General features: G+C 68.2%; 30 protein-coding genes. 9 read left to right on the forward strand and 21 right to left on the reverse strand.

What is annotated here, in order from left to right; all coding sequences use genetic code 11:
- Together ACFQBT_RS17850 and ACFQBT_RS17855 are read right to left on the reverse strand one after the other, a co-directional pair.
- Window positions 1-1536 carry a DEAD/DEAH box helicase gene (locus ACFQBT_RS17850; protein ID WP_377824798.1) on the reverse strand — a complete coding sequence of 512 codons (1536 nt, stop codon included), beginning with the start codon at window positions 1534-1536 and terminating at the stop codon, window positions 1-3.
- 257 nt (window positions 1537-1793) lie between these two features.
- A complete protein-coding gene (locus tag ACFQBT_RS17855) occupies window positions 1794-2144 on the reverse strand; it encodes a cupin domain-containing protein (protein WP_377824800.1) in 351 nt (116 codons plus the stop codon).
- Between the two features lie 401 nt (window positions 2145-2545).
- Here ACFQBT_RS17855 and trxA point away from each other — a divergent pair, with 401 nt between their 5' ends.
- Window positions 2546-2941 carry a thioredoxin gene (trxA, locus tag ACFQBT_RS17860; protein WP_377824801.1) on the forward strand — a complete coding sequence of 132 codons (396 nt, stop codon included), beginning with the start codon at window positions 2546-2548 and terminating at the stop codon, window positions 2939-2941.
- A gap of 93 nt (window positions 2942-3034) precedes the next feature.
- On the opposite strand, the gene ACFQBT_RS17865 is transcribed toward trxA, so the two are convergent.
- From ACFQBT_RS17865 to ACFQBT_RS17900, 8 genes are all read right to left on the reverse strand, one after another.
- Window positions 3035-3502 (reverse strand): hypothetical protein, encoded by a 468-nt coding sequence (locus tag ACFQBT_RS17865; RefSeq protein WP_377824803.1) that lies wholly within the window; start codon window positions 3500-3502, stop codon window positions 3035-3037.
- A gap of 100 nt (window positions 3503-3602) precedes the next feature.
- Window positions 3603-4793, reverse strand: coding sequence for a CaiB/BaiF CoA transferase family protein (locus ACFQBT_RS17870; protein ID WP_377824804.1), 1191 nt, complete (start codon window positions 4791-4793; stop codon window positions 3603-3605).
- 89 nt (window positions 4794-4882) lie between these two features.
- A complete protein-coding gene (locus ACFQBT_RS17875) occupies window positions 4883-5332 on the reverse strand; it encodes an Hsp20/alpha crystallin family protein (RefSeq protein WP_377824805.1) in 450 nt (149 codons plus the stop codon).
- Between the two features lie 104 nt (window positions 5333-5436).
- Complete coding sequence (locus ACFQBT_RS17880; RefSeq protein WP_377825545.1) at window positions 5437-6057, reverse strand: class I SAM-dependent methyltransferase; 621 nt, start codon at window positions 6055-6057, stop codon at window positions 5437-5439.
- A 5-nt stretch (window positions 6058-6062) separates the two neighbouring features.
- Window positions 6063-7115 carry a prenyltransferase/squalene oxidase repeat-containing protein gene (locus ACFQBT_RS17885; RefSeq protein ID WP_377824807.1) on the reverse strand — a complete coding sequence of 351 codons (1053 nt, stop codon included), beginning with the start codon at window positions 7113-7115 and terminating at the stop codon, window positions 6063-6065.
- Complete coding sequence (locus tag ACFQBT_RS17890) at window positions 7112-7819, reverse strand: methyltransferase domain-containing protein (protein ID WP_377824809.1); 708 nt, start codon at window positions 7817-7819, stop codon at window positions 7112-7114. The genes ACFQBT_RS17885 and ACFQBT_RS17890 overlap by 4 nt, the downstream gene beginning before the upstream one ends.
- Complete coding sequence (locus ACFQBT_RS17895) at window positions 7816-9042, reverse strand: glycosyltransferase family 4 protein (protein ID WP_377824810.1); 1227 nt, start codon at window positions 9040-9042, stop codon at window positions 7816-7818. Before ACFQBT_RS17895 ends, ACFQBT_RS17890 begins: the two co-directional genes overlap by 4 nt.
- A 9-nt stretch (window positions 9043-9051) precedes the next feature.
- Window positions 9052-10590 (reverse strand): flavin-containing monooxygenase, encoded by a 1539-nt coding sequence (locus tag ACFQBT_RS17900; protein ID WP_377824812.1) that lies wholly within the window; start codon window positions 10588-10590, stop codon window positions 9052-9054.
- Window positions 10591-10710: 120 nt separating this feature from the next.
- On the opposite strand from ACFQBT_RS17900, the gene ACFQBT_RS17905 reads away from it, so the two are divergent.
- Window positions 10711-11850, forward strand: a complete 1140-nt coding sequence (locus tag ACFQBT_RS17905; RefSeq protein WP_377824814.1) for a geranylgeranyl reductase family protein — start codon at window positions 10711-10713, stop codon at window positions 11848-11850.
- Window positions 11851-11856: 6 nt separating this feature from the next.
- Here the strand turns inward: ACFQBT_RS17905 and ACFQBT_RS17910 are convergent, their stop codons facing one another.
- Complete coding sequence (locus ACFQBT_RS17910; protein WP_377824816.1) at window positions 11857-13173, reverse strand: glucose-6-phosphate dehydrogenase; 1317 nt, start codon at window positions 13171-13173, stop codon at window positions 11857-11859.
- 335 nt (window positions 13174-13508) lie between these two features.
- On the opposite strand from ACFQBT_RS17910, the gene ACFQBT_RS17915 reads away from it, so the two are divergent.
- The 4 genes from ACFQBT_RS17915 (at window position 13509) to ACFQBT_RS17930 (ending at window position 15788) form a co-directional block, all read left to right on the forward strand.
- Window positions 13509-13991, forward strand: a complete 483-nt coding sequence (locus tag ACFQBT_RS17915) for a cysteine dioxygenase (RefSeq protein WP_377824818.1) — start codon at window positions 13509-13511, stop codon at window positions 13989-13991.
- A complete protein-coding gene (locus tag ACFQBT_RS17920) occupies window positions 13988-14446 on the forward strand; it encodes a rhodanese-like domain-containing protein (RefSeq protein WP_377824819.1) in 459 nt (152 codons plus the stop codon). Before ACFQBT_RS17915 ends, ACFQBT_RS17920 begins: the two co-directional genes overlap by 4 nt.
- A gap of 74 nt (window positions 14447-14520) precedes the next feature.
- Entirely contained in the window at window positions 14521-14892 is a 372-nt protein-coding gene (locus ACFQBT_RS17925; protein ID WP_377824820.1) for a UBP-type zinc finger domain-containing protein, read from the forward strand.
- Entirely contained in the window at window positions 14889-15788 is a 900-nt protein-coding gene (locus tag ACFQBT_RS17930) for a DUF5996 family protein (RefSeq protein WP_377824821.1), read from the forward strand. Before ACFQBT_RS17925 ends, ACFQBT_RS17930 begins: the two co-directional genes overlap by 4 nt.
- A 111-nt stretch (window positions 15789-15899) precedes the next feature.
- Here ACFQBT_RS17930 and ACFQBT_RS17935 read toward each other — a convergent pair whose 3' ends face one another.
- Together ACFQBT_RS17935 and ACFQBT_RS17940 are read right to left on the reverse strand one after the other, a co-directional pair.
- Entirely contained in the window at window positions 15900-16955 is a 1056-nt protein-coding gene (locus ACFQBT_RS17935) for an aminotransferase class I/II-fold pyridoxal phosphate-dependent enzyme (protein ID WP_377825547.1), read from the reverse strand.
- A gap of 110 nt (window positions 16956-17065) precedes the next feature.
- Window positions 17066-17218, reverse strand: coding sequence for a hypothetical protein (locus ACFQBT_RS17940; protein ID WP_377825613.1), 153 nt, complete (start codon window positions 17216-17218; stop codon window positions 17066-17068).
- A gap of 61 nt (window positions 17219-17279) precedes the next feature.
- On the opposite strand from ACFQBT_RS17940, the gene yczE reads away from it, so the two are divergent.
- Entirely contained in the window at window positions 17280-18029 is a 750-nt protein-coding gene (yczE, locus tag ACFQBT_RS17945; protein ID WP_377824823.1) for a membrane protein YczE, read from the forward strand.
- A gap of 569 nt (window positions 18030-18598) precedes the next feature.
- Here yczE and ACFQBT_RS17950 read toward each other — a convergent pair.
- Genes ACFQBT_RS17950 through ACFQBT_RS17960 form a run of 3 tightly spaced genes read right to left on the reverse strand, consistent with a single transcriptional unit; the run spans window position 18599 to window position 20871 of the window.
- Entirely contained in the window at window positions 18599-18766 is a 168-nt protein-coding gene (locus ACFQBT_RS17950) for a ribbon-helix-helix domain-containing protein (RefSeq protein ID WP_377824824.1), read from the reverse strand.
- A gap of 57 nt (window positions 18767-18823) precedes the next feature.
- Window positions 18824-20371 carry a bifunctional phosphatase PAP2/diacylglycerol kinase family protein gene (locus tag ACFQBT_RS17955; protein ID WP_377824826.1) on the reverse strand — a complete coding sequence of 516 codons (1548 nt, stop codon included), beginning with the start codon at window positions 20369-20371 and terminating at the stop codon, window positions 18824-18826.
- Between the two features lie 29 nt (window positions 20372-20400).
- A complete protein-coding gene (locus ACFQBT_RS17960; protein ID WP_377824827.1) occupies window positions 20401-20871 on the reverse strand; it encodes an OsmC family protein in 471 nt (156 codons plus the stop codon).
- Window positions 20872-20888: 17 nt separating this feature from the next.
- Between ACFQBT_RS17960 and ACFQBT_RS17965 the strand changes: the two genes are divergently transcribed.
- Window positions 20889-21656: an alpha/beta fold hydrolase gene (locus ACFQBT_RS17965; RefSeq protein ID WP_377824828.1), complete on the forward strand. Its 768-nt coding sequence runs from the start codon at window positions 20889-20891 to the stop codon at window positions 21654-21656.
- 11 nt (window positions 21657-21667) lie between these two features.
- On the opposite strand, the gene ACFQBT_RS17970 is transcribed toward ACFQBT_RS17965, so the two are convergent.
- Together ACFQBT_RS17970 and ACFQBT_RS17975 are read right to left on the reverse strand one after the other, a co-directional pair.
- A complete protein-coding gene (locus ACFQBT_RS17970; RefSeq protein WP_377824830.1) occupies window positions 21668-22507 on the reverse strand; it encodes an alpha/beta fold hydrolase in 840 nt (279 codons plus the stop codon).
- A gap of 77 nt (window positions 22508-22584) precedes the next feature.
- A complete protein-coding gene (locus tag ACFQBT_RS17975; RefSeq protein ID WP_377824831.1) occupies window positions 22585-23076 on the reverse strand; it encodes an 8-oxo-dGTP diphosphatase in 492 nt (163 codons plus the stop codon).
- A 70-nt stretch (window positions 23077-23146) separates the two neighbouring features.
- Here ACFQBT_RS17975 and ACFQBT_RS17980 point away from each other — a divergent pair, with 70 nt between their 5' ends.
- A complete protein-coding gene (locus ACFQBT_RS17980) occupies window positions 23147-24169 on the forward strand; it encodes an ATP-dependent 6-phosphofructokinase (protein WP_377824833.1) in 1023 nt (340 codons plus the stop codon).
- A gap of 297 nt (window positions 24170-24466) precedes the next feature.
- On the opposite strand, the gene ACFQBT_RS17985 is transcribed toward ACFQBT_RS17980, so the two are convergent.
- From ACFQBT_RS17985 to ACFQBT_RS17995, 3 genes are all read right to left on the reverse strand, one after another.
- On the reverse strand, window positions 24467-24904 hold the full coding sequence (locus ACFQBT_RS17985; RefSeq protein ID WP_377824834.1) for a hypothetical protein: 438 nt from the start codon (window positions 24902-24904) through the stop codon (window positions 24467-24469).
- 72 nt (window positions 24905-24976) lie between these two features.
- Window positions 24977-25567: a GNAT family N-acetyltransferase gene (locus ACFQBT_RS17990; RefSeq protein ID WP_377824836.1), complete on the reverse strand. Its 591-nt coding sequence runs from the start codon at window positions 25565-25567 to the stop codon at window positions 24977-24979.
- 9 nt (window positions 25568-25576) lie between these two features.
- The gene (locus ACFQBT_RS17995; RefSeq protein ID WP_377824838.1) at window positions 25577-26944 is read right to left on the reverse strand and encodes an NAD(P)/FAD-dependent oxidoreductase; all 1368 of its coding nucleotides are present in this window, start codon (window positions 26942-26944) and stop codon (window positions 25577-25579) included.
- Window positions 26945-26987 lie beyond the last annotated feature (43 nt).

Consider the following 26987-nt stretch of genomic DNA (forward strand, 5'->3'; position numbering starts at 1 on the left):
TCAACGCCCCCGGCTCGGCCGGCGGGCCGAGAAGTCCGCAGCGCCGGAGCTGCGGCCGCCACTGGAGGTGCTGTACGCCGTCGTCGAGCGCGCACCGCCGGAGCGCCCACCCGACGTCCGGCCACCGCCAGAGCGACCGGAGCCGTTGCCCGATCCGGCGCCGGAGCCCGATCCGGTACGTCGCGAACCGCCAGAGCGCGAACGCCCACCGGAGCGGCCCGCATCCGCAGTGTTGCGGCCGCTGCCGCGAGCGCCAGATCGGTTGCCCCCACCGGCTGGGCGACTCGACCCCTCGGGTGCCGCAGCGGGACTGACCGAGGAGGGCGCGGCGTACGTCCGCTCCCCCGGGGCCAGCTCAGCCAGCAACGGGTGGTTGGGCGTGACGCGGGTGGTGGTCGGCTTGATGCCGGCCTGCCGGGTCAGGTCGCGCACATCGCGGACCTGGTCGTCGGTCATCAGGGTGATGACGGTCCCCTGGGCGCCCGCACGCGCCGTACGTCCGGAACGGTGCAGGTAGGCCTTGTGCTCGACCGGCGGATCGGCGTGGATCACCAGCGCGACATCGTCGACGTGGATCCCGCGGGCGGCGATGTCCGTGGCGACCAGCGTCTGGGCGGCACCGGAGTGGAACGCATCCATCGACCGGGTACGAGCATTCTGGGACAGGTTGCCGTGCAACTCAACCGCCGGCACACCGGCTGAATTCAGCTGTCGGGCAATCTTTTTCGCACGGTGCTTTGTCCGGGTGAAGACCACGGTGCGGCCGGGGGCAGCCAGGAGGTCGGTCAGCACCGGCAGGTGGTCGGCCGCGGTCACATGCAGCACGTGGTGGCTCATGGTGGAGACCGGCGACTGCGCCGAATCGGCCTCGTGCGTCACGGGTTGGTGCAGGAAGGCCTTCACCAACTGGTTGACGCCGGAGTCGAGCGTCGCGGAGAAGAGCAACCGCTGCGAACGCTGCGGCGTCTTGGCCAGGATTCGCCGGACGCCGGGCAGGAACCCGAGATCGGCCATGTGGTCGGCCTCGTCCAGGACGGTGATCTCGACGGCGGACAGGTCGACGTGCCCCTGTCCCATCAGGTCTTCCAGCCGGCCGGGGCAGGCCAGGACGATGTCGACGCCCGCGCGTAACGCGGTGACCTGCGGGTTCTGACCCACGCCCCCGAAGACGGTGCGCGAGGTCAGCCCGTACTTCGCGGCCAGCGGGGCCAGCGACTCGTCGATCTGCGCAACCAGTTCACGCGTGGGGGCCAGGATCAGCGCTCGCGGGCGTTTCGGCGTACGCCGACCTGACCCGGCCGCCAACCGCGCCACGAGGGGCAGGAGGAAGGCGTAGGTCTTGCCGGAACCGGTCCGGCCGCGGCCCAGGACGTCGCGACCGGCCAGGGAGTCCGGCAGGGTCGCGGTCTGGATGGGGGTAGGGGTGGTGATGCCCGCGGAGGTGAGGACCTCGACCAACGGGGCCGGTACGCCGAGCGCACCGAAGGCGGGTGCTGCCGCCTGGGCAGCGGGACGTGCAGAAGTACTGAGTGACAAAGGTTCTCCGAAAGAACAAGTGATGCGGTCGGTTCTGCCCGGCGCGGTTCCTCGCGGGTGCGAGCGCGTCACAGTGGCATCGACGGGATGAATCGCAAAGGCACGTGCGCTGCAGAACGGGGCGCGCGGCCATGACCACCGTAGTGGTTAGGGGTTGACCGGCACCAATCGGTCGTCGACCAGCTCGTAGGGCGTCATCTCGGCCAGGCCCGGTGAGTAGGCGTGCACGGTCAGCGCAGGAGCGTCGCCGACGTTGGTCATGTTGTGGATGTGGCCCGGGCCGAATGCCCGCTCATCGCCCTTATCGAGCAACAGGTCGGTGGCCGACCCCCGCGGCGGGATTCCTCGATCAACTCGCCGGTCACCACGACGTACGCACCGGCCGCCTGGCCGTGGTCGTGCCAGCCGGTGCTCGAGCCGACGGGCCACACCATCAACCAGACCTCGAGGTGCGCGGTCGAGTCCAGCGGGATCCGCTGGCGCTCGGTCACCGACAGGTCGACCTGGCCGGCGTGGCTGTCGTCGGAGGCGAACAGGCGCGCAATCCGGATCAGCTGGTCGGACGTGAAGTCGCGGATGCCGAGCGAGGAAACCGAGGGTGTGGACATTTCGTGGGGAGCCTTCGTGGGTTGGGGTTTCGGGCGGTGGGCCCGGGCTGTTCGGACGTGAGCGGATGTGCTCAAACGCGACAGCAATGCCACATCGCAGTGCGCTGGGTGAGGCGCATCGCGGTATAGGTGGCGGTCGAAGACATGCCCATAGTTCACCATGCCATCCACGCATAGACCAAAGATGATTTCGCTAGGCGGACACTGTGGCGGGGCAGTGAGGGGTCGGCGGTGGCGTGCAATCCCGCAACACACGGACACTCGACCCACTCCCGCCAGCCCACATCGCCGCACGCCCGCAACACACGGACACTCGACCCGGTGGGGCAAGGGAATCTTTGCGACCGGAGCACGTTGAACAAGAGCGAGACGTTTTACGCGCAGATACAAGGAGTATGTCCATGGCCACGACCACACTGACCGAAGAGAACTTCGCGTCCACCATCAACGACAACGACATCGTGCTGGTCGACTTCTGGGCGACCTGGTGCGGTCCGTGCCGTCAGTTCGGGCCGGTGTTCGAGGCCGCCTCGGCGCAGCACTCCGACATCGTCTTCGGCAAGGTCGACACCGATGCGCAGCAGAACCTCGCGGGTGCGTTGAACATCTCCTCGATCCCGACCGTGATGGCCTTCCGCGAGGGCGTCCTGGTCTACGCCGACGCGGGCGCGTTGCCGCAGCGCGCGCTGGCCGACGTCATCGAGCAGGTCCGCAACCTGCCGATGGAGAAGATCCACGCCGAGATCGCCGAGCAGCAGGCAGCGCAACAGAACGAGAGCGACTCCCCCGAGGCCTGATCCTCAGCCGACCGCTTCACGATTTTGGAGCGATCGAGGTTTTGCAGGTCGGGTGAGTCTCAGCCGCCCTGCAAATCCTCACAACCTCCAAAATCAGTGCCGGCCCAGCCGGGATAGCAACTCGTCTGTCAGCACCATCCTGACGTCCGGCGGCACAGTGGGCGGCGGCTCGCCGAACCAGACGTCTTCCAGGAACGTCTCGACCCATCGGTCAACTCGGTCCGTATCCAGTTCCAACTGCCCCAGCACGACGTCACGCTGCTGGCCTTCTGACAGGTCGGTGATGACCAGATCGGCGAACGTCTCCGCCAGCATCTCCCGCACCTCGACCTCGTCTGCCGACAGCGGATCAGTGGTGTCCGGTGCAATCTCTCGCTCAAGCCACCCGGCGACCGCCGGTGCCGCCAGAGTCTGACCCAGTTGGTCGTTGAGCACAATCCACGTAACCGACGTGTCAGCCCTGTAGACGTCATCCGCAGCGTCGATCAGATCCTGCCGCTCATTGCCTCCCGGAAGGTCCCGCGCGATAGCAGCAATCTCGCGGATGATGCCGACCCGCACCCGATCACCGTGCACCGTCCCTCGCCGAATTCCCCCAAGGTCATCCTGGATCGACGCCAGCCGGATTGCGCGAGCAGCCGAAACGTCGTCCATTTGCGCGTCACATCCGGGGTAGTAGACATACGGCTCCAGTCGCTCGTACGCCGAGCGCGCTGCGTTCCGTAGTCGACGCCGTCGCACCCAGCCCATCAGCTATCCGCGAGGCGCGGGGCGCGGTGCGGTAGGTCACCGGCGTCTGCGACAGGTTGATCGGGTTGGCGACCACCGGCGCCCCCGCGCAGTCACGCACCGGCGACAACCCCATCGCCCGCGCGTACTCGAACGCGTCGGCGACGTTGTTGATCGGTCCTGCGGCGATGCGCATCGCAGCCAGCGCGTCGCACCATTCCTGCGCAGTGCGTTGCACCAGAAGCGAATTCAGCACCTCGGTCAGTTCGCTGGCGTGAGCGGTCCGGTCGAAGTTGGTCAGGAAGCGCGGGTCGTCGGCGAGTTCCGGAGCACCGAGCACACCGGCGAGCGTGCGGAACTGCCCGTCGTTGCCGCATGCGATGACCAGCTTCTTGTCGGCGGCTTGATACACGTCGTACGGCGAGAGCGAAGGATGCGAATTACCCATCGCCACAGGCACATTGCCCGCCAGCAGGTAGCCGGAAGCCTGGTTCACCAAGGTCGCCAGCGCCGTACTCATCAGGTCGATGTCCACCCGCTGACCCTCGCCGGTCTGCGCCCGGTGATAGAGCGCGGCCACGATCCCCAGCGCCGCGTGCACCCCGGTCAGTACGTCGATCAGCGCCACCCCCGCCTTCGTCGGCTGGTCGGGTGACGGCCCGGTGACGCTCATCAGCCCGCCGGTCGCCTGGATCAGCAGGTCGTATCCCGGGGCGGACGATTGCTGCCCGAATCCGCTGACACTGCAATAGATCACACCGGGGTTGACCTGGCGCAGGTCGTTGTATCCCAGCCCCAGCTTCTCCATCGTGCCGGGCAGGAAGTTCTGCACGACCACGTCCGCCCGCTGCGCCAGTGACCGCGCGGCAGCCAGGTCGTCTGCGTCTTTGAGGTCCAGCGCGCGCGAGGTCTTGTTGCGGTTGATCGCCTCGAAGTACGTCGATCGCCCGTCCGGCGTGTACGGCGGCCCCCACCCCCGCGTCTCGTCCCCGCTACCCGGCCGCTCGATCTTGATGACTTCCGCGCCGAGGTCGCCCAGCATCATGGTCGCGTACGGAGCCGCGAGCACCCGCCCGAAATCGGCCACGACGATCCCGTCCAGAGCGCCCGCTCGTTGACTCATGGCCCCATTGTGTCGGACCGTTGCGACCACACCGGTCGCGGAGACCGGGAGCGGGATCCACCGGGTGAATCCCGCTCCCGGGTCGCCGGTCAGGCTGGCGCCGCCGTGCTGGAGACCAGCGGCCGCGCAGCTTCGTCTCGCCCTTGCACGACTTCGATCTGCCGCGGTTTGGCCTGTTCGTGCAACGGGATGGTCAGGCTGAGGACCCCGTTGTCGTAGCTGGCGGTGATCCGTTCGGTATCGACGTCGTCACCGAGGCTGATCTGACGGCGGTAGATGCCGGAGAAGCGTTCACTGGTCAGCCATTGGACGCCCTCCTCGGAAGGGGCGGTCCGCTGAGCCGTGATGGTCAGGACGCCGCGATCGACCTTGACGTCGATGCTGCCGGGATCCATACCCGGCAGGTCTGCGTGCAGCACGTAGCTGTTGTCGATCTTGTAAAGGTCGATCGGCATGAATTGCGGGGAACGGGCCGAACCAGTACGCGACCCGAGGAAGCGGGTCAGGGCGTCGAACTCGTTGAACGTGTCAGAGCGCATCACAACCTCCATGTTCCGAGGCCGCCACACCGGGCCACCCGGGGGCGACCGTCTTGCTGTCCTTGCTCTTCCAAATTAGCACTCTCATGCCGAGAGTGCCAGCGTCAGTCGCGGCGCAGCACGCGAAGCGAGCCGTGCTTCGCGACCTCGACGAACCCTTCTGACAGGGCCCGCTGCACCACGTGCCACGGCGCTTGCCCACCGTCGGCCGGGTCGGGGAAAACGTCGTGCACCAGCAGGGTCCCGCCCGGCACCACGAACGGCGCGAACGCCGCGTAGTCGTGCTGCGCGGTCTGCTCCGTGTGGTTGCCGTCCAGGAACAGCATTGTGACCGGCGAGGTCCACCACGCGGCGACATTCTCGGTGGAGGCCACGATCGCCGTACACACATCGGCTAGCGAATCCAGCACCGGCCGGAAGGTGGGCAACGTGTCCAGCCGTCCCGAGACCGGGTCGACCATGGAGGTGTCGTGCCACTCCCAGCCCGGCTGGTTCTCCTCCGACCCGTGATGGTGGTCGACAGTCACGAGGGATGCCCCCACCCGCCGAGCCGCGTCGCCCAGGATCACGGTGGACTTGCCGCAGTAGGTGCCGATCTCCAACCAGGTGCCCGGCAACGATGCCAGCGCGTGAGCGTGCAGCGCCTCGCCTTCCGCCTCGGGCATGAACCCCTTGGTGGCCGCAACGGCCGCTGCCACATCCAGCGGCAGCGGGGCGGGCAGCATCTCGGTCAACTCACGGCCTCCCTGTCCTGCATGACTCCACCGGGACCGACCCCCAAATCCCGCCACAACGTCGCGCCGCCGGTCGCACCGACCAACGCGTCAGCCGCGAGCACCATCGCGGCCGCCGTCCAGGACGTCTGCTCCACAGGCCACACCTGATCGTTCACCACGTTGCGGCCGGTCCAGTAGCCGCCGGTCTGCTCATCGCGCAGCGACTGGATGTGACCGAAAAGCTGCTGCGCAGAGTCGGTTTCGCCGATGGCCTCGAGCGCAACGACCAACTCGACCGTCTCCGCCGCCGTCACCCACGGCTCGTCGTCCACGCAGCGGACACCCTCGCCGGGCATCACGTAGCGCGACCACGCATCCCGCACCCGGGCCGCTGCCGCGGGTCCGCGCAACGCGCCGGTCAGAACCGGGTAGTACCAGTCCATCGAGAAGCGCGACCTGTCCAAGAAGGCCGCCGGCCGATCGCAGATGGCCTCGGCCAACACGTTCGCCGACCACCGCCAGCGCGGTCGATCCACGCCGATCGCGTGCGCGATCAACTCACCGCAGCGCAGCGCCTGCCACGCACTTGAACAACCGGTCAGCAGCGCGCCCTCGACGAAAGCCCCGTCTTCCCCCGCGGCCCAGGACAATTCGCCATGCGGTCGCTGTGCGCGCACCACGAAGTTCAGCGCCTTCTCCACCGTCGGCCAGATCCAGGTCAACGCATCGATCCGCCCGGTCACCAGGTAGAAGTGCCATGCTCCGACCGCGATGTAGGCGCATTGGTTGGTGTCCGCGGCTGCGTCCAGGACGACACCGTCGCGCACGGACATGGGCCAGGACCCGTCCGGCCGTTGGGTGTCGATCAACCATTGGTACGCCGCCGCGGCCTCCGCGAGGTGTCCGGTGACGGTCAACCCCATGGCAGCTTCCACGTGGTCCCAGGGGTCTACGTGACCGCCGTCGAACCACGGGATCGCGCCGTCAGCGGTTTGCAGCGAAGCGATGAACTCCCCTGAGCGGCAGATCTGTTCGGCGCTCAGTGCGCCAGGGACGGCGAAGGTCACGGCTTGGTCAGATAGACGACGAAGCTCTTTCCGAGGACGGGATTCAGCACCCTCTCGCCGACCCGGGTGATCGCGGGCGCCTTCATCATGTCCCACACCAACAGCTTGTGATAGCCGCGTGTCGCGACGTTCTCGTTGTCCGGCCCGACTGCGCATTTGAGCCACCAGTACGGCGCGTGCAGGGCGTGCGCGTGTTCCGTGCGGTACGGCGTGAGGCCCGCTGCCGTGAGCTTGGCGACGAGGTCACTGGCCCGGTAGATCCGGATGTGGCCGCCCTCGACTTCGTGGTACTCATCCGACAGCTTCCAGCAGACCTGCTCGGGCCAGTTGCGGGGGACGGTGACGGCGACCCGGCCACCGGGCTTCGTCACGCGCACGATCTCCGCGATTGCCGCTTCGTCCTCGTGGATGTGCTCCAGGATCTCCGAGGCCAGGACCCGGTCGAACGACTCGGAGGCGAAGGGCATCGAGCGCGCGTCGCCGTGCTGTACGACGGCGCTCGCCCCGGCGGGCACGTCACCCTCGAGTTCCATCGCGCCGAACATCGACTTCACGTCCGCCAGGTCGCTCTCGTTCATGTCGAACGCCGTGACGTCGGCTCCGCGGCGCAACGCGGCGTACGAATGCCGCCCCTGCCCCGCGCCCACGTCCAGGAAACTCATCCCCGGCCGCACGTCGAAGGTGTCGTAGTCGATGGTGATCACGTCTGCTCCTTGATGGCCGCTTCGTAGAGCGCCGCCGTCTGCTGCGCGACAGCCCGCCAACTGTAGGTCCCGACCGCTCGGCGGCGACCAACCGCCCCCATCGCCGCCCGGCGCTCCGGCGCGGCCAGCAGCGAGGCCACTGCCCCCGCGAGGGCTGCGGGATCCCCGGGCGGTACCAGCAACCCGGCGTCCGTCCCCACCAGGTCCGGCAACGCGCCCACCGACGACGCGACGAGCGGTGTCCCGCACGCCATCGCCTCGACCGCTGGTAACGAGAATCCCTCGTACCGCGACGGAACCACGTGCACCTGGGCCGACCCCAGCAGAGCCGCGAGTTCTGCCTCCGGCAATCCGCTGCGGAACGACACCCGATCCAGCAATCCGGCGTCGGCCAGTTGCTTGTTGGTCCGGTCCGACGGCGACCCCACGACCACCAGCTCCCGCCAGCTGGCCGGATCCAGTTGCGCCAGAGCCGCGATCAGGACCGACAGGCCCTTCAGCGGTACGTCGGCGCTGGCCACCGTGATCAATCGCCCCTCCACCCGGGGTGCGGCGGGCGGGGTGAAAACGTCGACGTCGACACCGACGGGCACCACGGAGATCCGTTCCGGGGCAACGGCGAAGTCCCGCTCGATGTCGGCTTGCGAGGTCTCGGAGACCGTCAGCACCGCAGGCAGTTGTCGCGCGACCCGTCGCTGCATCCACACGAAGTCGTAGAACCGGCGTTTGGTGACCCGCTGCCACCCCCTGGCATGAGCCAGTTCCAGTGCCCGGTCGGCGGTGATGGGGTGATGGATCGTGGTCAGCAGCGGCACTCCGCGCCGATGCAACCGCAGGATTCCCGGGGCCAGCGTTTGGTTGTCGTGCAGGATGTCGAAATCCCCCAGCCGGGAACGCATCAGCCGCTCCAAGCGCAACCCGAACAGCCGTGGCTCGGGGAAGCCCGCCGTACACATGGTCGCGTATTCGAGCACGTCCAGGTCGGAGCGGAACTCCCGCAGCGCGGGCCGGCGGAACGGGTCCTGCGGGCGGTACAGGTCGAGACCCGGCACCTTGGTGAGCTGCACACCGGGGTCGAGGACGGCGTACGGCGGCCCGGAGAACACCTCGACCCGATGGCCGAGCTCGGTCAGCTCGCGCGACAGGTTGCGCACGTAAACGCCCTGACCGCCGGAGTGTTCTTTGCTCCGATAGGAGGACAGTGCGATACGTAGCGAAGTCAAGCCCCCAGCTTAGGCCGGGACCGACTCGGGCCGGGTTACGCCAGTGTGAACGTCGTCGGCCGGTTTGCGGGCCTCCCCGGCGCGCACGTAGACCATGTCGTCGGTGACGTTCTTCTTGCCCAGCGTCTTGCGCTCGGAGAAGAAGTTCTGCTTGACCGCCCACGGGTTGCGATCCCCGACCTTGGGGAAGTCCCAGATGTCGCGCTGGATGTAGGTCGATGTCGCGTCCATGAAGGGCAACGGTTCCATGGGATCGCCCGAGTTGACCGGGTAGCCGAAGGAGTAGCCGCCGTTCTCCACGTGGTTGACGAAGGTCGTGAAGAACTGCGCCAACATGTCCGCGCGCAGGGTCCACGAGGAGTTGATGTAACCCACGCAGACAGCCAGGTTGGGCACACCCTCGATCATCGCGCCGCGGTAGGCGAACCGCTGCGCCAGATCTACCTGCTGCCCGTCGACGTTCAAGGTCATGCCGCCACCGAGCTGCATCCGCAGACCCGTCGCGGTGACGATGATGTCCGCCTTGAGCACTTCGCCGCTGGAGATCCGGATGCCTTCCGGCACGAAGGAATCGATCGTGTCGGTGACCACGCTCATCCGGCCGCTGCGGATCTCCCGGAAGAGGTCGGCGTTGGGCACGACACAGACCCGCTGGTCCCACGGCTTGTATTTGGGGGTGAAGTGCTTCATGTCGACGCCGCTGCCGGCCAGTTGGGCCTTGACCTGGTTGAGCAGCATCTTGGTCGCCAGCTTGGGTGCCCGACGAGTGAATTCGTAGAACCCGAGCGTCATGCCGGCGTACCGCATCCGGACCATGCTGTAGACCTTGTCGCGGCCCAGTTTGCCTTCGAGCTTCTTGAGCGACAGCGCGATCGGATCCTTGCCCGGCTGGGTGATCACGTACGTGGGTGAGCGCTGCAGCATCGTCACCTCGGCGCCCCGCTTGGACATCGACGGCGCCAGCGTGATCGCGGTCGCACCAGAGCCGATGATGATGACCTTCTTGCCCTCGTAGTCCAGGTCCTCCGGCCAGAACTGGGGGTGCACGATCCGCCCCTCGAAGCTGTCCTGACCCGGGAACGTCGGGTTGTTGGGGTTGTCGTAGCTGTAGTAGCCGCCGCTCCAGTAGACGAACTTCGTGCGCACGGTCCGGGTGCCGCCGGGGCCGGTGACCTCCAGGGTCCAGTGGCCGTCGGCGCTGTCCCAGGACGCGTCGGTGACCTTGGAGTCGTAGACGATGTGCTCGTCGATGCCGTACTTGGCCGCGGTGTCCTGCAGGTACTTCAGGATCTTGTCGCCGTCGGCGATGGCGTCCGGGCCGGGCCACGGCTCGAAGGGGAAGCCGAGCGTGTACATGTCGGAGTCCGAACGCACTCCGGGGTAGCGGAACAGATCCCACGTGCCGCCGAGGGCCGAGCGGGCCTCCAGGATGACGTAGTCCTTGCCCGGGTTCTGCGTCTGTACCCGGTAGGCAGCGTCGATCCCCGACAGACCGGCGCCGATGATGACGATGTCGTGCTCTTCCACCCGGGTGGCGACGTCGGTCATGAAGGACTCCTCGATGGTTACGGTGGGGTTACTACGTGTGTAGTAGACCACATACGGGGTCGATGTGTGTAGTGGATCACACACCGATCTGTGCAGACCCTCCTTCTAGGATCGGGCACCGTGACGCAGCAGATCTACGACGTGGCCGTGGTCGGTGGTGGTCCCGCGGGGTCCACGGCGGCCCGCGTCGCCGCGCAGGCCGGTGCTCGCACCGTGCTGATCGACCGTGCCGTCTTCCCACGGTACAAAACCTGCGGGGGCGGGCTCATCGGCGTCACGCTGGCCAACCTGCCGCCCGACCTCGATCTGCCGGTCCAGCAGCGGGTGCGTTCGGCGACGTTCACCCTGCGCGGCGCCACACCGGTCACCCGGTCCACGACCGATCCCTTCCTGACCCTGGTCGACCGCACCGAGTTCGACGCCGCTCTGTTGGAGGTCGCAGTACGCCGAGGGGTCACCACCCGCCTCGGCGTCACCGTCACCGGAGTCACCCAGGACGACGACCTCGTGTCGTTGACCACTGCTGACGGCCCGGTGTTCGCACGGGCGGTCGTGGGTGCCGACGGGTCGGCGAGCCGGCTGGGCCGGGCCGTCGGCGTGCAGTTGGCCCAGACCGATCTCGGACTCGAGGTCGAACTGGGCCCGCAGATCCCGCCGGAGTGGATCGGCCGCATCCAGGTCGACTGGGGACCCGAACCCGGCTCGTACGGTTGGGTCTTCGCCAAGCGGCAGGGTCTGACGGTCGGCGTCATCGACAGCAAAGGCCGCCCCGAAGCCACCCGCGCCTACCTCGCCGACTTCATCGCCGGCCTCGGCGTCGGCGACCTGACCGAACGCATCAGCAGCGGCCACCTGACCCGCTGCCGCACCGCCGACTCACCGCTGGGCGACGGCCGCATCCTGCTGGCCGGCGACGCTGCCGGACTCCTCGAGCCCTGGACACGGGAAGGGATCTCGTACGCCGTGCGGTCCGGTGCGCTCGCGGGCGCGGCGGCCGCCACGCTCGCCACGGCGGGTGACCCCGCGGCGGTCCAGTCGTCGTACGCGCGGCAGATCACCAGCACACTGGGCCGGGAGATGGCTGCGGGGACTGCGGCCCTGCGAGTGTTCGAGCGCCATCCGGGACTCGTGCACAACCTGTTGCGCTACAACCCGTGGGCCTGGCGACAATTCGTGAAGGTGGCCGCCGGCCGGGTGTCGGTCGCCGACCTACTCGACCGCCCCGCCGTACGCCGATCGGCCGCCCTGCTGCGCCGCTGACCGGACCTACGCCGTTGCCCAGCCGTCCGGGCCGTTGGAACCGGCGGGATACTCCTCCAGCGGAATCTTGTTGTCGCTGAAAGCTTTCAGCACCGGCTCCACGATGCGCCAGCACTCCTCCGCCGCGTCCCCGCGCACGGACAGCAGGGAATGGCCGTCGAGGATGTCGGCCAGGATCTCGCCGTAGGGCTGCATCCGGCCCGGCGCCAGCTCAGCCCGCAGCTCCTTCTGTTCCATGTCGTAGGGGCCGCCTTCGGCGTTCATCGACAGCACCATGGTGACGGCCCCCGGCTTGAGATCGATGATCAACTTGTCCGCACCACCGGAACCGGTGAAACCCGTCGGCACGTGGGGCACCTCGCGGAAGGTGGCGATGATGCGCTTGTTGGGCGCGCCCAGTGCCTTACCGCTGCGCAGGGTGATCGGGACGCCCTTCCACCGGTTGTTGTCCACCTCGAGCGTCAGCTGGGCGAGGGTCTCGGTGTTCCGTGTGGGATCGACGCCCTTCTCATCGACGTACGACGGAATCTTGCGATCACCGATCTTGCCCGCGGTATAGCGCGCGCGCTTGGCCGCGCGGCGTGGCGAATTGCCCCACAGCCGTGTCGCCCGCAGCACCTGAGCGATCTGGTCGTGCACCTCGGTGGGTTGCAAGGTGGCGATGGACTCCATCGCGAACAGGCCCATGACCTGCAGAAGATGCGACTGCAGCATGTCTTTCAACGCACCGGCGGTGTCGTAGTAGCCCGCCCGGCCCTCCAGGGCCAGCGCCTCGTCGTAGACGATCTCGACCTTCTCGATGGACTCGGAGTTCCACACCGGCTGCAGCAACCGGTTCAGGAACCGCAGGCCGATCAGGTTCAGCACCGTCGAGACGCCCAGGAAGTGATCGACCCGGAAGACCTGACTCTCCGGGACGACCCGCAGGAGGGTCTGGTTGAGGGCGTGCGCACTGCGCGCGTCGGTGCCGAACGGCTTCTCCAACGCCAGACGGGTCGGGTGGGGCAGCTCGATGTTCTGCAGCATGTCGCAGATCTTGGCGGTGATCGCCGGCGGCAGCGCGAAGAAGATGACCAGCGGATTGCCGGTGACGCACTCGTCGATGACGTTCTGCAGGTGATCTGGATCCAGTAGGTCGGCCTGCAGGTACTTGGTGTTCTTCTGCGCCCTGCGCAGGACCTTGGCGGGGGCGCCGGCGCTGTCGAACGAGTCCTTCATCAGCGCGCGCCATTGCGTCGCGGTCTTGGGCGCCCGGTCCGCTCCGACGATGCGCACCTCGCGATCGTCCTCGACCATCAGCAGGCTGGCCAGGCCGGGGAGCAACAGCCGGTGGGTCAGGTCACCCCCGCGCCGAGAATCAGCAACGTCGCGGGCTGGTGGGCGTGGGGGCCGGCTTCCGCCGCGCAGTCGGACTCATGCGCCGAGCATGGCACGGGAACCCGGGCGGTTGGCCCACGTGAGGCGGGGTCATGGAATTCGCCGATTCGGCTTGCCTCGCTGTTATGCCATCAGTAACCTGTCGTTATGTCCTACCGAGCCAGTCGAGATGGCGTCCTCGCCGTTCCCTCCCGGTGGACCCTGGCCCGCGGCCAGATCGAGTGTCCGTACGTCGTGCCCTGACCCCGCCGTACCCCTCACCTCGATCCGGAAGAACCGCCATGTCCCTTGCACCCGCTCTTCGCACGTTCACTGCCCTCACCCCGCGCCAACTGCTGTCCATCACCCACCTGTTCGCCGACGAGCCGCGGCTGGCGTCCTTCGCCGACGCCGACGGCGACGACTCGGGCCGGCGGTGGTACCAACTCGCCCGTACGTCGCGCGTCCAGGTCTGGGGCATCTACTGGCCCGCCGGGTCCGCCACCGGCTGGCACGACCACGGCGAGGCCAGCGGGGCCTTCCTGACGGTCAGCGGCACCCTGACCGAGCACTGGTGGCGCTCCGGAGAGCAGGTGCGTCAGCAACGACCCGGGGTAGGGCGCCCGTTCACCGCGGCGCATATCCACAACGTCCGCAACACCTCGAGCGAACCGGCGATCTCGGTGCACGCCTACTCACCGGTGTTGGACTCGATGACGCGCTACGACCTGCGCGACGGCGACCTGTGGGTCACTGGCGTCGACCGGGACGGCGACGACTGGTGAGCACCGCGACCATCACCGCCCTGCACACCGAGCTGTTCCGCCGCTCCGGCCGGGGCGCCTTCGCCCCCACCTACGACGGGGTGGACGACCAACTGGCCGACGCCCGAAGCCGATTGGAGCGGATCAGTCCTCGCGCGGCGTACCAGGAGGTGCTCTGGGATCGCGGGCTACTGGTCGACATCCGGCCGGCCGCTCAGCGCGCGGCGGAAGGCGAGATCCACCCGTCCCTGTCGCCGCTCGTGGTCGAACGCAACGTCTTGGAGTGGCGGTTCGATCCGCGCCACGATGCGCGGTTGCCGCAAGCGTCGTACGACGCACGGGTCATCGTGCTGTGCCAGGAGGGCTACACCTCTTCACTGGCCGCGGACTCCCTTGTGCGGCTGGGTGTTTCGCACGCGACGGACGTCGTGGGAGGCTTTGCCGCCTGGCGCGCCCTGTCGCTGCCCTCCGCGTGACCCCCAGGGAGGTTCTGAGCCGCCGGTTGCGTCCCTAATGTCGAAGGGGACCGTCCCCGCGACCGAGGAGCACCATGAGCGCGCAGCCCCCGTCCGATGCCATGCTCGACCCGTCCGTGCCCCCGTCCGGCGACGGCTGCGTCGAATGTGACGCCGCCGGCTCATGGTGGTTCCACCTGCGCCGGTGCGCCGCCTGTGGGCACATCGGTTGCTGCGACCAGTCGCTGGGCAAACACGCGACGGCCCACGCCAAGCAGACCGGGCACCGCTACATCCGCAGCTTCGAACCCGGCGAGGACTGGTACTGGGACTACGACACCGAAGAGTTCGCCGACGGCCCGGATCTCGCGCCGCCGCAGCATCACCCCGACGACCAGACAGTGCCGGGACCGGCGTCGCGGGTGCCCGATGACTGGGCCGCTCAGCTACAGGCGGCCGGCGGATGAGCGACGGATGGCCTGCCCTGGAGGTGGCCTCGTGGACCCCGACGCGTGACACGTTGCACATGTGGCTGCAGATCCTCGGAAAGCAGCGGATGACGGCCTCACCGGTGCTCAACCACTGGTGGCACAGCACGCTCACGGTGACGGCTCGCGGCCTGACGACCGGCCCCCTGGCTGCCGGGAACGACGTCGTGGACATCGAGTTGGACCTGGTCGCGCACCGGGTGGTCATCCGGAGCAGCACCGGCGATCGGGAGGACTTCTCGGTGATCGGCCGGTCCGTCGCCGACTTCTACGCCCGCATCGTGCGCGCCCAGAAGGATTTCGGCCTTCCGGGACTCGCACATCCGTCGCCGAACGAGGTTGAGCGCGCGATCCCGTTCGCTGAGGATCGCGAGCACAACACCTACGACCCGGCTCAGGCGCACACGTTCTGGCGGCAGTTGCTCATCGCCGACCGCCTTCTGCGGCAGCTGCGGTCGGGTTTCCGCGGCAAGGCCAGCCCGGTCCACTTCTTCTGGGGGGCAATGGATCTGGCGACGACCCGCTTCTCCGGGCGACCGGCGCCGCGGCATCCCGGCGGCGCCCCGAACTGCCCGGACCGCGTGATGTACGAGGGCTACAGCGAAGAGCTCAGCAGCGCCGGCTTCTGGCCGGGCGGCGGGCAGGAAGGCGCCTTCTACTCCTACGCGTACCCGCCGCCGGAAGGTTTCGCGTCGGCGCCGGTCCCTGAGGGTTCGTTCTGGGACGACGGCCTCGCGGAGTTCCTGCTGCCTTGGGAGACGGCTCGGCAAAGCATCGACCCGGACGGACTGGCATCGGAATTCCTCGACGCCACCGCCCAGGCGGCGATGGATCTCGCGCAATGGCCCGATCGAAGTGGCGTCGCGGCGTACTAAGCGATCAGATCAAGACCGTGGCACGGCTCGCCGCCGACGCGCTTGCCCGTCGTCGTGTCCGAGTATGCCGCCGCCAGCCGCTGCACCCCGTCGGCCAGCCGTTCGGGGGCATCACGTAGGGCAACCGTAGATACCGCTCACCGGCCCGGCCGGGTTGGCTGAAGAACCGGGCGCCCGGAGTGAGCAACAGGCCGCGCGCCGCCGCGGCACTGGCCAGCTGACTCGACACGGCGCTGGGTAGCCGCACCCACAGGTTGAGTCCCCCGATGGACAGTAGGTTTCGAAGTCAGGCAGGTGCTGGGCGAGCAGACCGAGCAACTGGTCCCGTCCTGCGCGCAGCCGCGCCCGGGCGCTGGCCGCCGTCTGACCGCCTTCGGTCAGCAGTTCGGTCACCACGAGTTGCTCGAAGGCCGACGCCCCCAGGTCGGTGCTCATCCGCATCTGTACCAGCGGCATCACCACATCCTGAGGCGCCCGGATCCACCCCACGCGCAGACCGCCCCAGAACGGCTTGGACGACGAGCCGATGCTGATCGCGGTGGGATCGAAGCCGGCGTAGGGCGGCGGGAGGCTGGTCCCGTCCAGATTGACCGCATACAACGACTCGTCGGCGATGACCCGGACTCCGTGCCGTCGCGCCAATGCCGCCAGTTGTTCCCGCTGCTCGCCCGGCATGACCGTGGCCGTCGGGTTGTGGAATTCCGGGATCAGGTACGCCGCGTGCGCGCCGGCTGCGGCCAGCTCGCCGAATTCGTCGATCGGCCAGGGGTTTTCGAGAACCGGCAACGCGCCGACCCGCGCACCCACCGCTCGGAGGGCATCGACTCCGTGCGGATAGCTCAGCCCCTCGGCGATGGCCCGGTCGCCCTTGCGCAGCAGCGTGCGGACGACCAGTGAGATCGCGCCCATCGCGCCGGAAGTCACGATGATCTGGTGCGGGTCGGTGGGCAGCCCGCGGTCGTCATACGTGCGGGCGATCGCCTCCCGCAGCGCGGGCAGCCCGTCGGGCAGGTACCCGGTGCTGGTCAGCAACCCCGGCAGGCCCTCGGCGGCACGCTGGAAGGCGCGCGCGGTGCCGGGCGGGGCCGGCGGCGCCGAGTAGGTCCAGGCGATCACATCGGGATCGCCGGATTCCACGATCAGGCTGCTGGCGGTCGATTGCGCCATCGGCACGCAGACCACTGTGCCCGAGCCCTGGCGGGCGGTCGCAAAACCGCTGTCGCGCAGTTGCTGGTAGGCACGAGCGGTCGTCGTCCTGCTCAGTCCCAGTGCACTCGCTAGTTCCCGCTCCCCGGGAGCCGGCCGCCGGGCGGGATCCGTCCGTCGACCACGAGCAGGCGGATCGCCTCGGTCAGTTCGACGTACGCCGGGCGCTGACCGGGCAGCGCGCCGAGCAGGGCGCTCAGCGTGCGGGGAGTGATCGTCGGCACGAGGCCACTTTCTCACAAGTGGCTATGTCATTGATAGCCACTTCGCGCCAAACTCGTCGTCATGGATCTGCTGCGCAGTGCCCCCGGGCGCGTCATCCAGCTCGTCGTCGGGCTCTGGCTCTACGGCACCACGATGGCCTTCATGGTGCGCGCCGGACTCGGCCTGGATCCTTGGGATGTCTTCCACCAGGGCATGGCCAAGCACTGGCCGCTGTCCTTCGGGATGACGGTCAACGTCGTGGGTGCGATCATCCTGCTGGCGTGGATTCCGTTGCGGCAGAAGCCGGGGCTCGGCACGGTGCTCAACGTGCTGCTGATCGGGACAGCCGCCGACATGACGTTGCGCTGGCTGCCCACCGCCCACGGATTGCCGGTGCAGATCGGCTACCTGGCCTTCGGGATCGTCGGGAACGGCCTGGCCGGAGCGCTCTACATCGGCGCCGGCCTCGGACCCGGCCCGCGCGACGGACTGTGGACCTCGATCGTGCGCAAGCGCGGGTGGTCCGTGCGACTGGCCCGCACCGTGATCGAGGGCACCGTGCTGCTGACCGGGTGGCTGCTCGGCGGCAGCGTCGGCGTCGGGACAGTGCTCTACGCCATCGCGATCGGGCCGCTGGTGCAGCGCTTCCTGCGGGTCGTGCCGGTGACGCCGCAGTCGCCCCTAGGTGCCCGGCGACTCCTGGTGGATCTGCACCGGCCGGCCGTCGGGGTCGATGACCTCGATCATCGTGCCGAACGTCGTGTCGACCCGCACGTCGCCGTACCCGGCCGCCCGGAGCGTCCTGGCGAGTGCTTCGACGTCGCCGGATGAGGTGAACGTCAGGTGCACCTGGGCACCGGCGCCCGGCGCGGCGTACCGCGCGGTGTCGTCGGGGCGATCGACGTGCACCCCCACCGACCCGCGGTCGGCGACGAACGCCACGTAGTCACCCACACCCTCGGCGCGAAGTCCGAGACGGGCGAGGAACGGCGCATACGGACCCTGCGGATCGGTGAAGCGAACCGGCACGACAGCGACTGCCGGGTCCGGGTGCGCTTCGTGCTGCTGGTAGCCGTAGTGGTCGGTCTGCGTCTCGTTGATGGTGACTTCGGCACCCAACGGGTCGGTGACGAACAACGAGCGGCCCCACGCCTCGTCTACCGGTGTGACGCCGAATTCCGCTGCCACAGAATCGAGATCGTCGGTTTCGAAGGTGAGTTGGGTCCACCCGGACTGCGCCCCGCTGGTTGCGTTGGACGTGCCGTGCAGCAGCACCTGGCCCGAGCCGGAATCCATCACCGCCCACTCGTCACTGGTGACCGATGCCGCCAGCCCGAGCGTTTCCAGGAATCGCTGCATGGCGGGTACGTCGTCGCTGAACCGGATCGCCTGGACGGTCATCACTTCGGTTCTCCTTCTGCGAGATAGCTGCGCAACGCCGCCTCGACCATCGCCGACAGACTCGTGCCCTCGTCGATGGCACGGTGTTTGACCTGCGTCACCAAGGATTTGGGCAGGTAGACGTTGAACTGGACCTTGCCGTCGGCGGCGGCGCGTTCACTGGACATGACAGAATGCTAGCAACCTAGATGGCCCGCCACCACCCGCGGATCGGACCGCCTGAGTCAGCAGGGCGCGCTGGGTGCGTACACCCGCAGCGCCTGTGGCTTGGCCGCCAACCGCACGGCGTACGTGTCCTGCGGCACCTCGGTGGTCTCACCGTCGTGCGCCACGATCACCGGACCGTCCTTCGGGTCGCGCGGCGACCACGACACGTTCAGGTCTTGCACGGTGTAGTCCTCCACCCCCAAATGCTCGCGGACGTAGGGCGTACGCCGGGCGATCCGGTCCGCGGTCGATCCGCCGGCCGTCTCCAAGAACGTCTTCAAGCGGCTGCGCCGGCCCTTCACCAGCGCTTCGCGGATGTCGAGGAGGCCGTCGTCGAGACGCTTGCGTTCCACCGGGGCCAGGGTGCGGGGGAAATAGCGGTTGATACCGGCGAAGAGCAACCACCGCTGCCCCTCGTGATCATTGACCGTCAGCGGCAGGGGCTCGGCCTGACGCAAGACCTTGCCCGCGGCGTAGATCCCTGCCAGTCCTTTACCCCACCGCTTTTCGTGCTTCTCCCGCTCGGTCACCAACTCCGGGTAGACCCCGATCGAGAACGTGTTGAGTACGGCGTTCGCGGGCTTCCCGTCGATCTCCAGCACCCCGGTGGTCACCGCGATCCCGTCGCCGGCCTGGACTACGTCCAGCACGGTGTCGTACTCACTCAGGCCGACTGCCTTGGCGAAGTGGTTCAACGTGCCGCCAGGGAAGACGACCAACGGCACGTCTTTCTCCATCGCCACGGTGGCAGCTGCGGACACCGACCCATCCCCGCCGTTCATCCCGATCGCGGTCGCGCCGGCGTCGACCGCGTCGCGGAACAGCTGCGGCAGGTCCTCTCCCTTGGCGAGTTCGTGGATCTTCGTCCGTGGCAGACGTTCCCGGATGATCTTGACCGGGTCGGGAGCGTTGCGGCGCTCGGCCCCGGAGCCGGGATTGACCACGACGAACAGTCCCTCGCCGTCCTCGATCGGGGCCAGCTTCACCGGCTGGCCCGCCGGGATCTGCGCCTCGCCCGGCGGCTTGCCGGGCAGCAGGATCTTGCCGGCGACCGCGATCCCCGCCCCGAGCGCCGCGCCACCCACCACATCGGAGACCCAGTGCGCGCCGACGTGGATCCGCGAGTAGCACACGGCGCCGGCCAGCGGGATGAGCACAATCCCCGCAGCGGGCCACTCCAGCGTCGCACCCGTCGCAAAGGCAGCGGCAGAGGCCGAGTGACCGGATGGGAAGGAGCCGGAGGTGGGGTGCTTCATCAGGCGGCGCGCCAACGGCACCGATCTGGCCAGCGGCCGGGGTCCACCGAAGACGGTCTTACCGATGATGTTGGCGCTGGCGCTGGCGACAGCCAGAGAGAGGATCCCGCGCAACGACGCCTTGCGCCCACGCTGACCCATCGGGATCATCGCCAGCGCCGTGACACCCCACAGTTTGGAATGGTCGGCGAAGCCACTGAGGCGGACCAGTCCGGCGTCGACCTTGGCCGGGACGTCGTGCCGGGTGATCCATTGGTGGACTGCAGTGTCGAAGCGGCCGACGGCGGGCGGTTGCGGAATCAGCGGCATGACGTCACCTTACGGGCAGCTGAGTGCGGTTATGTCGGGTCGTGCGAGGTCCTGAAGACGGCCTGGATGTCTATCCGGGTGCGCAATGAGCCCGCGATGAAGCACTCCCGGTGCCCGATCTGCACCATCCGGTGCAGTTTGGACTCCGGCACCTCTCCGCGCACGGTGATCCGCGGCGACAGCGTGATTTCAGTGACCCAGCTCGGCCCGTCGCTGAGCTGGGGCATGACGCCGACGGCGCGATCGGCGTACTGCACGACGTCCACCCGCGAGCGGGCGGCCACGGCCAGGAACGACAGCAGCTGACAGGACGCCGCCGCCATGACCAGCAGTTGTTCCGGGTTGGCGAGCGTAGCTTCGCCGCCGAAGGCCGGGTCCGCCGAGAAGGGTCCGAGGGTGCCGCCAGTGTGCATTTCATACTGGCGTGAATAGTGCTCGTAGCCCTCGCCGGTCGATCCGGACCAGGTCAGATCGACGAGGTACTCATGGGCATCGGCCATGCTCCTATTCTGGCCCCGTGCGTGTACCAGTCGACGGAGCGGAACTCGACGTCTCGGTGACCGGCCAGGGCCCGCCGGTCGTCGTCCTGCACGGCCTCACCGCCAGCCGCGCCAACGATCAGGCGGTGGGCACCGACTGGCCCGCCGCGCTCAGTGACGCTCACCGCGTGATCGCGTACGACGCGCGAGGACACGGTGCCTCGAGCGGCCGGCCCCAGCCGGCGGACTACGACTGGCGCAACCTGGCGACCGACCTGTTCACGGTCCTCGAGGCATCCGACGCCGGCGCACCGGTCGACGGAATCGGCGCGTCCATGGGTACGGCGACCCTGTTGCACGCGGCCGTGCGCGAGCCGAACCGCTTCCGCCGGCTGGTCCTGACCATCCCGCCGACCGCGTGGCAGACCCGGGCCGCACAGGCCGACGGATACCGCCAGGCGGCGGACCTCGCCGAGGCGTACGGCGTGCGGCGGCTGATCGCGATGAACGCGCTCCAACCGGTCCCACCGGCGTGCGCGGGTCTGGTGACACCGGCCCCGGCGATCGCCGACGACCTGCTACCCAGCGTGATGCGCGGTGCGGCAGCAACGGATCTGCCTGCGCCCGAGGCAATTTCGCAACTGGAACACCCGGTGCTGATCCTGGCGTGGACGGACGACCCGGGTCACCCGTTGAGCACGACCGAGGCCCTCACCGACCTGCTGGATGACGTGACGGTCTTCGTGGCCGCAACGCCCGAGCATCGCGCAGCGTGGCCGCAGATCGCCCGGGACTTCCTGGCCTGAGCCGTTGATCCTCAGGAGGCGACGCGTAGTGCTACCGCCGCTTCCTGCGGCAGCGCACCCTTGGACGCCGCCGCGGTGTCGCGGATGATGTCGGCCGCCAGCTCCGGGTGGTCGAACATCGTGATGTGGCCCGTGTCGGGAATCGACACGTGCTTGCTCTGCGGCAGGATCCGCCGCGCCCGCTTGGCCTGGGACGTCAGCAACAAATAGTCCTGCTCGCCCCACGCCACGGTCGCGTTGGTCAGAATTTCGGGGGTGTTGCTGCGGAAGAGGGTGTAGCTGCGGGCGATGACCGGCCAGAACCCGCGGGCGCGCCGCATCTGCTGGGCGTCGCTCCAGGCGTGCTCGTACGCCAGTTTCTCGGGATGCTTGTAGAGACTGCCGAAGATGGCGTAGCGGCCGACCGGCGTCTTCAGCACCGTCTTCGCCACCGGCGCCGGCGTGTAGCTGGCGAACTTCAGGAAGAACAGAACGGTGCCGCACCACAGGTACCCGGGCACCTGGAAAAACCCGGCAGGGGAGAAAGCGGTGGCGGAGGCGACCTTCCCCCGCTTGGCCAGTTCGAGCGCGTAGGCGCCGCCCAGGGAGTTGCCGGCGACGTGCGGCTTGTCCAGACCGAGCTCCTCGAAGAACAGCTCGAGGCGGTCCACCGAGCTCTTCAGCGTCGCGTTGAAGGGCTTCTCCAACCTCCGTGACTCGCCGAATCCCGGCAGGTCGATGGTGATGACGTCGAATTCCTCGGCCAACCGGTCCGGGACGTCACCCCACGCGGAGCGGTTGTGCCCGATGCCGTGGATGAGCACCAGCGGCTCGCCAGAGCCTTTGCGGTTGTAGTGGATCGGAGCGACCATGACGACCTCGCATACTGGGGAACTGGGCACCACAGGTGTAGTAGAACGTCACCTTACCAACCAGTAGGTGGCCTGGGTCACATTGTTGCGTCCACTTCCTGGACCACCTGCAGATTCACCGCCGTGAGGTGGTCGTTGTCCGCGCCGTACGTCGCCGCCAGGTGCACCCGCTCACCGCGCAGCACATGCGGCAACCACACCCGGTTCTCATCCCACATCTGCGAGAACGGCGGCGCCTGCACGGGGAACCACTCGGGTCGGATCTCGTCGCACCCGCGCACCTGCCCGGTCCATCGGCGTACGACGAAGACATGGCTGACCATGTCCCACTCGGGCCGGTGGGGGAAGCGGAAGTCCAGGTACGCCGCGAGGTCCGCATCGGCCGGATCAGCGCTGAGACCCGCCTCTTCCTCGAGTTCGCGTACGGCGGCCCGGACCAGGCTCTCTCCCGGCTCCACCTTGCCGCCGATCCCGGTGATCTTGCCCGCACCGAAGCCGCGCAGTTTGTGCCCGAGCAGGACACGGTCGTCCCGCAGGGGCAGGATCAAACAGGTCCGCAGCCTCGGCACGCTCACAGTCTGCCGGTCCACCAGTCGGAAAGCCTTCGCCGGGGGCGGTCGCTCCGTAAAGATAGGGCCTATGAAAATCGGCATCCTGACCAGCGGTGGAGACTGTCCGGGCTTGAACGCGGTGATCCGCGGTGCCGTGATCAAGGGTGACCAGATCTACGGCGTGAAGTTCGCCGGGATCCTCGACGGGTACCGGGGACTGGCCGAAGGCGACATGATCCCGTTGCCACGCAAACGGGTTCGGGGACTGTCGTTCGTGGGTGGCACGATCCTGGGCACCTCGCGGACGAACCCCTACGAGCGCGGCGGCCTGGAGAACATCAAGGAGCAACTGCACGACAACGAGGTCGACGCCATCATCGCGATCGGCGGTGAAGGCACGTTGAGCGCAGCCAAGCGGCTGGCTGACGACGGTATCCACGTGGTCGGGGTGCCCAAGACCATCGACAACGACGTTGCCGCAACGGACTACACCTTCGGCTTCGACACCGCCGTGGCCATCGCGACCGAGTCGATCGACCGGTTGCGAACGACCGCCGAGTCCCACCACCGCTGCATGGTGGTCGAGGTGATGGGCCGGCACGTCGGCTGGATCGCGCTCTACGCCGGGATCGCCGGCGGCACCCACGCCTCGCTGTTGCCCGAGTTCCCGGTGACGATCGACCAGATCTGCGTCTGGGTGAACAAGGCGAAGAATCGCGGCCGAGCACCCGTCATCGTCGTGGCCGAAGGTTTCAAACCGCTGGGCCAGGACCAGGAAACCACCAGCCGCGGCCTGGGCCAGGACGGGCGGATGCGTCTGGGCGGTATCGGCGAACAGCTGGCGCCGATCATCGAGAAGAAGACCGGGATCGAGACGCGGGCGGTGCAACTGGGCCATCTGCAGCGCGGTGGGGTGCCGACCGCACGCGACCGGGTCATCGCCACGCGCTACGGGACCGCCGCGATCGACGCGGTCATGGAGGGTAAGTGGGGTCACATGGTCGCGCTGCACGGTGACGACATCGTGACCGTGGACCTCCACGACGCGACGACCGAGTTGAAATCGGTGCCGCGCGAACTCTGGGACGAGGCCGGCATCCTGTTCGGCTGAGCCACCCACCCGCCGTACCCGCGCAATACAGGGCCACTGGACCCACTCACCCAGCCCCCACCCGCCGTACCCGCGCAACACAAGGCCACTGGACCCACTCACCCAGCCCCCACCCGCCGTACCCGCGCAACACAAGGCCACTGGACCCACTCACCCAGCCCCCACCCGCCGTACCCGCGCAATACAGGGCCACTGGACCCACTCACTCGCGAACGGGCTCCTCACGTCGGGCCAGGATGCGCTCCAACAACGAGTCGCGTCGCCAGGTGCACACTCCGATGATGACTCCCGAGAGGGCTACCAACCCGATAGCGAAAACCAGGAACTCGCGATATCCCGGCGGCGCCGAGTCGATGCTGGCGAAGCCGAGCCACCAGTACCCCCGAGGCATATCAGCAGAACGACGGCCACCCAGCACAGCACGAATCTGTGGCCGCGGTACCGCTGGGCCGCGACGCGGAACTCAAGCGCCCGCAGTTCCGGATCCTCGTCGAGCTGACCGATCTCCAGCGCGTGATTGACCGCCGCCTGACGATCGGCCGGCTCGTCCCAGAGCAACGATTTCTGCCGGGTCGCAAGGTGCATGAACCAGCCCCAGATTCCGCCGAGGACGACGCTGGTCATCAACCAACCCACGACGTCCCCGGCGTCGAATCGTCCGTGCCGGCGAGCATTGGACGTTGCCGCCTGTAGGCCCATGGCGTTGCCGAACAACGCAACGCTGGCAATCACCATCGGCCACTTCCCCCGGAGCACCACCCTGTCCTACCAGGTGCTGGGAACACGACGCCCCCTTCGGGGCGTCGGCTACTGCGGGCCGCCGGTCGAGACCCAGGCGCCCAGCGGTTCGACAGGGACCGTTTCTTCCTTGCTGACCTCGGCGAACTCCACGAATCCGCGAGCGCGGTAGTTCGGCAACGCGGCCGGTCCGTCGAGCGAGCAGGTGTGCAGCCACACCCGGCGCGCGGGCGGCAGTCCGTGATCGGCGGCCAACGCCCAGGCTCGGCGTACGGCGTGGGTCAGCAACGCTCCGCCGATGCCCCGGCCGATCGCGTGCTCCAGCAAGCCGAAGTACTTGATCTCGACCGCTTCTGCGTCGCCGTCAGTGGACGGACCGAGGTGCACGTACCCGGCGGGCGCCCCATCGGCGTACGCCACCCAGATCTCAGTGCCGGGTAGTGCAAGGTCCGAAACCCATTGCGCCCGCGTCCAATTGATCCGATCGGTCCAGGTCCAGGGTCCACCAACCGCCGCGTAGAGCCACCGGACGAACTCCGGCGTCGGCGCGAGCAGCCGCTCGAAACGTACTCCGCCCGGCATCGGACCGGCCGGCTGGAGTTGGGACGGCGAGGTCATCTGCAGCGATGTCGTCACAACGGTCCGCGGTGCCCATTCCATGCGCGAAGACTACGGCCGTCGCGAGATCGTGTCCGCCACGGCCGCGACCTTCGAGGCCCGGCCCGTGGCCGACTCGCGGCGGTCCGCGAACCTATACGCGGCGTACATCCCGTGAACACCCAACCAGCGCAATGGTTCTGGCTCCCACTTGCGCACGGGGCGGTTGACCCAGGGCAACGAGGTACGCCGCGTGGAGACCCCCAGCGCCAGCTCGGCCAGCGTCCGGCCGGCGAGGGAGGACGACGTCACACCGTGCCCCACGTATCCGCCGGCGAAACCCAGGCGCGAGACCGGATCGAAGCTCAGCGTCGCCGACCAATCACGCGGGACGCCCAGCACCCCGGACCAGGCGTGGGCGATGCCGATGCCCTCAGCCGCCGGGAACAGCCGGACGAGTGCCCCATAGAGTTCATCGACAGTGCGTTGGGGTGTCTGCCCGTCGACGTCGGTGCGCGATCCGTAGCGGTAGGGCACACCGCGGCCGCCGATCGCGATCCGGTCGTCGGCGGTGCGCTGGGCATAGATGTAGGCGTTGGCCTCGTCGCCGAGTACCTCGTAACCGGACCAGCCGACGGCGTCCCAGAACGATTGTGGCAGTGGATCGGTCGCGATCATCGAGGAGTTCATCGGCAGCCAGGTACGCCGCTGACCGGGCAGCGCTGCCGTGAAACCTTCCGTGCCACGCAGCACCGTGCCCGCCGAGATCGTCCCGAACGGGGTGCCGACGCTGCCCGGTTCGAGCGACGTCGCCGGCGTGCCCTCAAGAAGTTGCACCCCGGCCGCTTCGACGACCCGGGCCAGGCCCACGACGAGTTTGGCCGGCTGGATGCGGGCACAGTGCGGTGTCAACGACCCACCGAGTGCGCCGTCGACGGCGATCCGCGAGGCAACCTGCGCGGCGGACAGTTCCTGCGCGGGTGGCTCGAAGTGGCTGCGCAGCCGCGCCAGCTGCGGTCGGGATGTGGCGACCGACAGTTCGCCGCCTTTGACGATGTCGGCGTCGATCCCTTCGCGAGCGCAGACCGCGGTCACCTCATCGACCTGATCGCGCAACTCCTGCTCGAGGGCCAGCACACCGGCCTCACCGCCGGAACGCGCCAACACCGATCGCGACCCGGGCAGAGCGGCGGTCAACCAGCCCCCGTTACGCCCGGACGCGCCGTACCCGATGAACTCCCGCTCGACCACGGTGACCGACAAGGAGGGCTGGATCTGCTTGAGGTAGTAGGCCGTCCAGAGTCCTGTGTAGCCGCCGCCGACGATGCAGACATCGGTCGACCTTGAGCCATCCAGGTGCGAACGAGTGATGGCACCGCCGCCCAGTTGGTCCCACCAAAAAGACACATGCCCGTTGGATGCAGGAACGGGGGCGCGCACCGTAGGCACGCTACCCCCGTTCCCTCAGTCCCGCGGTATGAAC

This window comes from Branchiibius cervicis (genome assembly GCF_042661605.1).
In the GTDB taxonomy this organism is placed as follows: Bacteria; Actinomycetota; Actinomycetes; order Actinomycetales; family Dermatophilaceae; genus Branchiibius; species Branchiibius cervicis.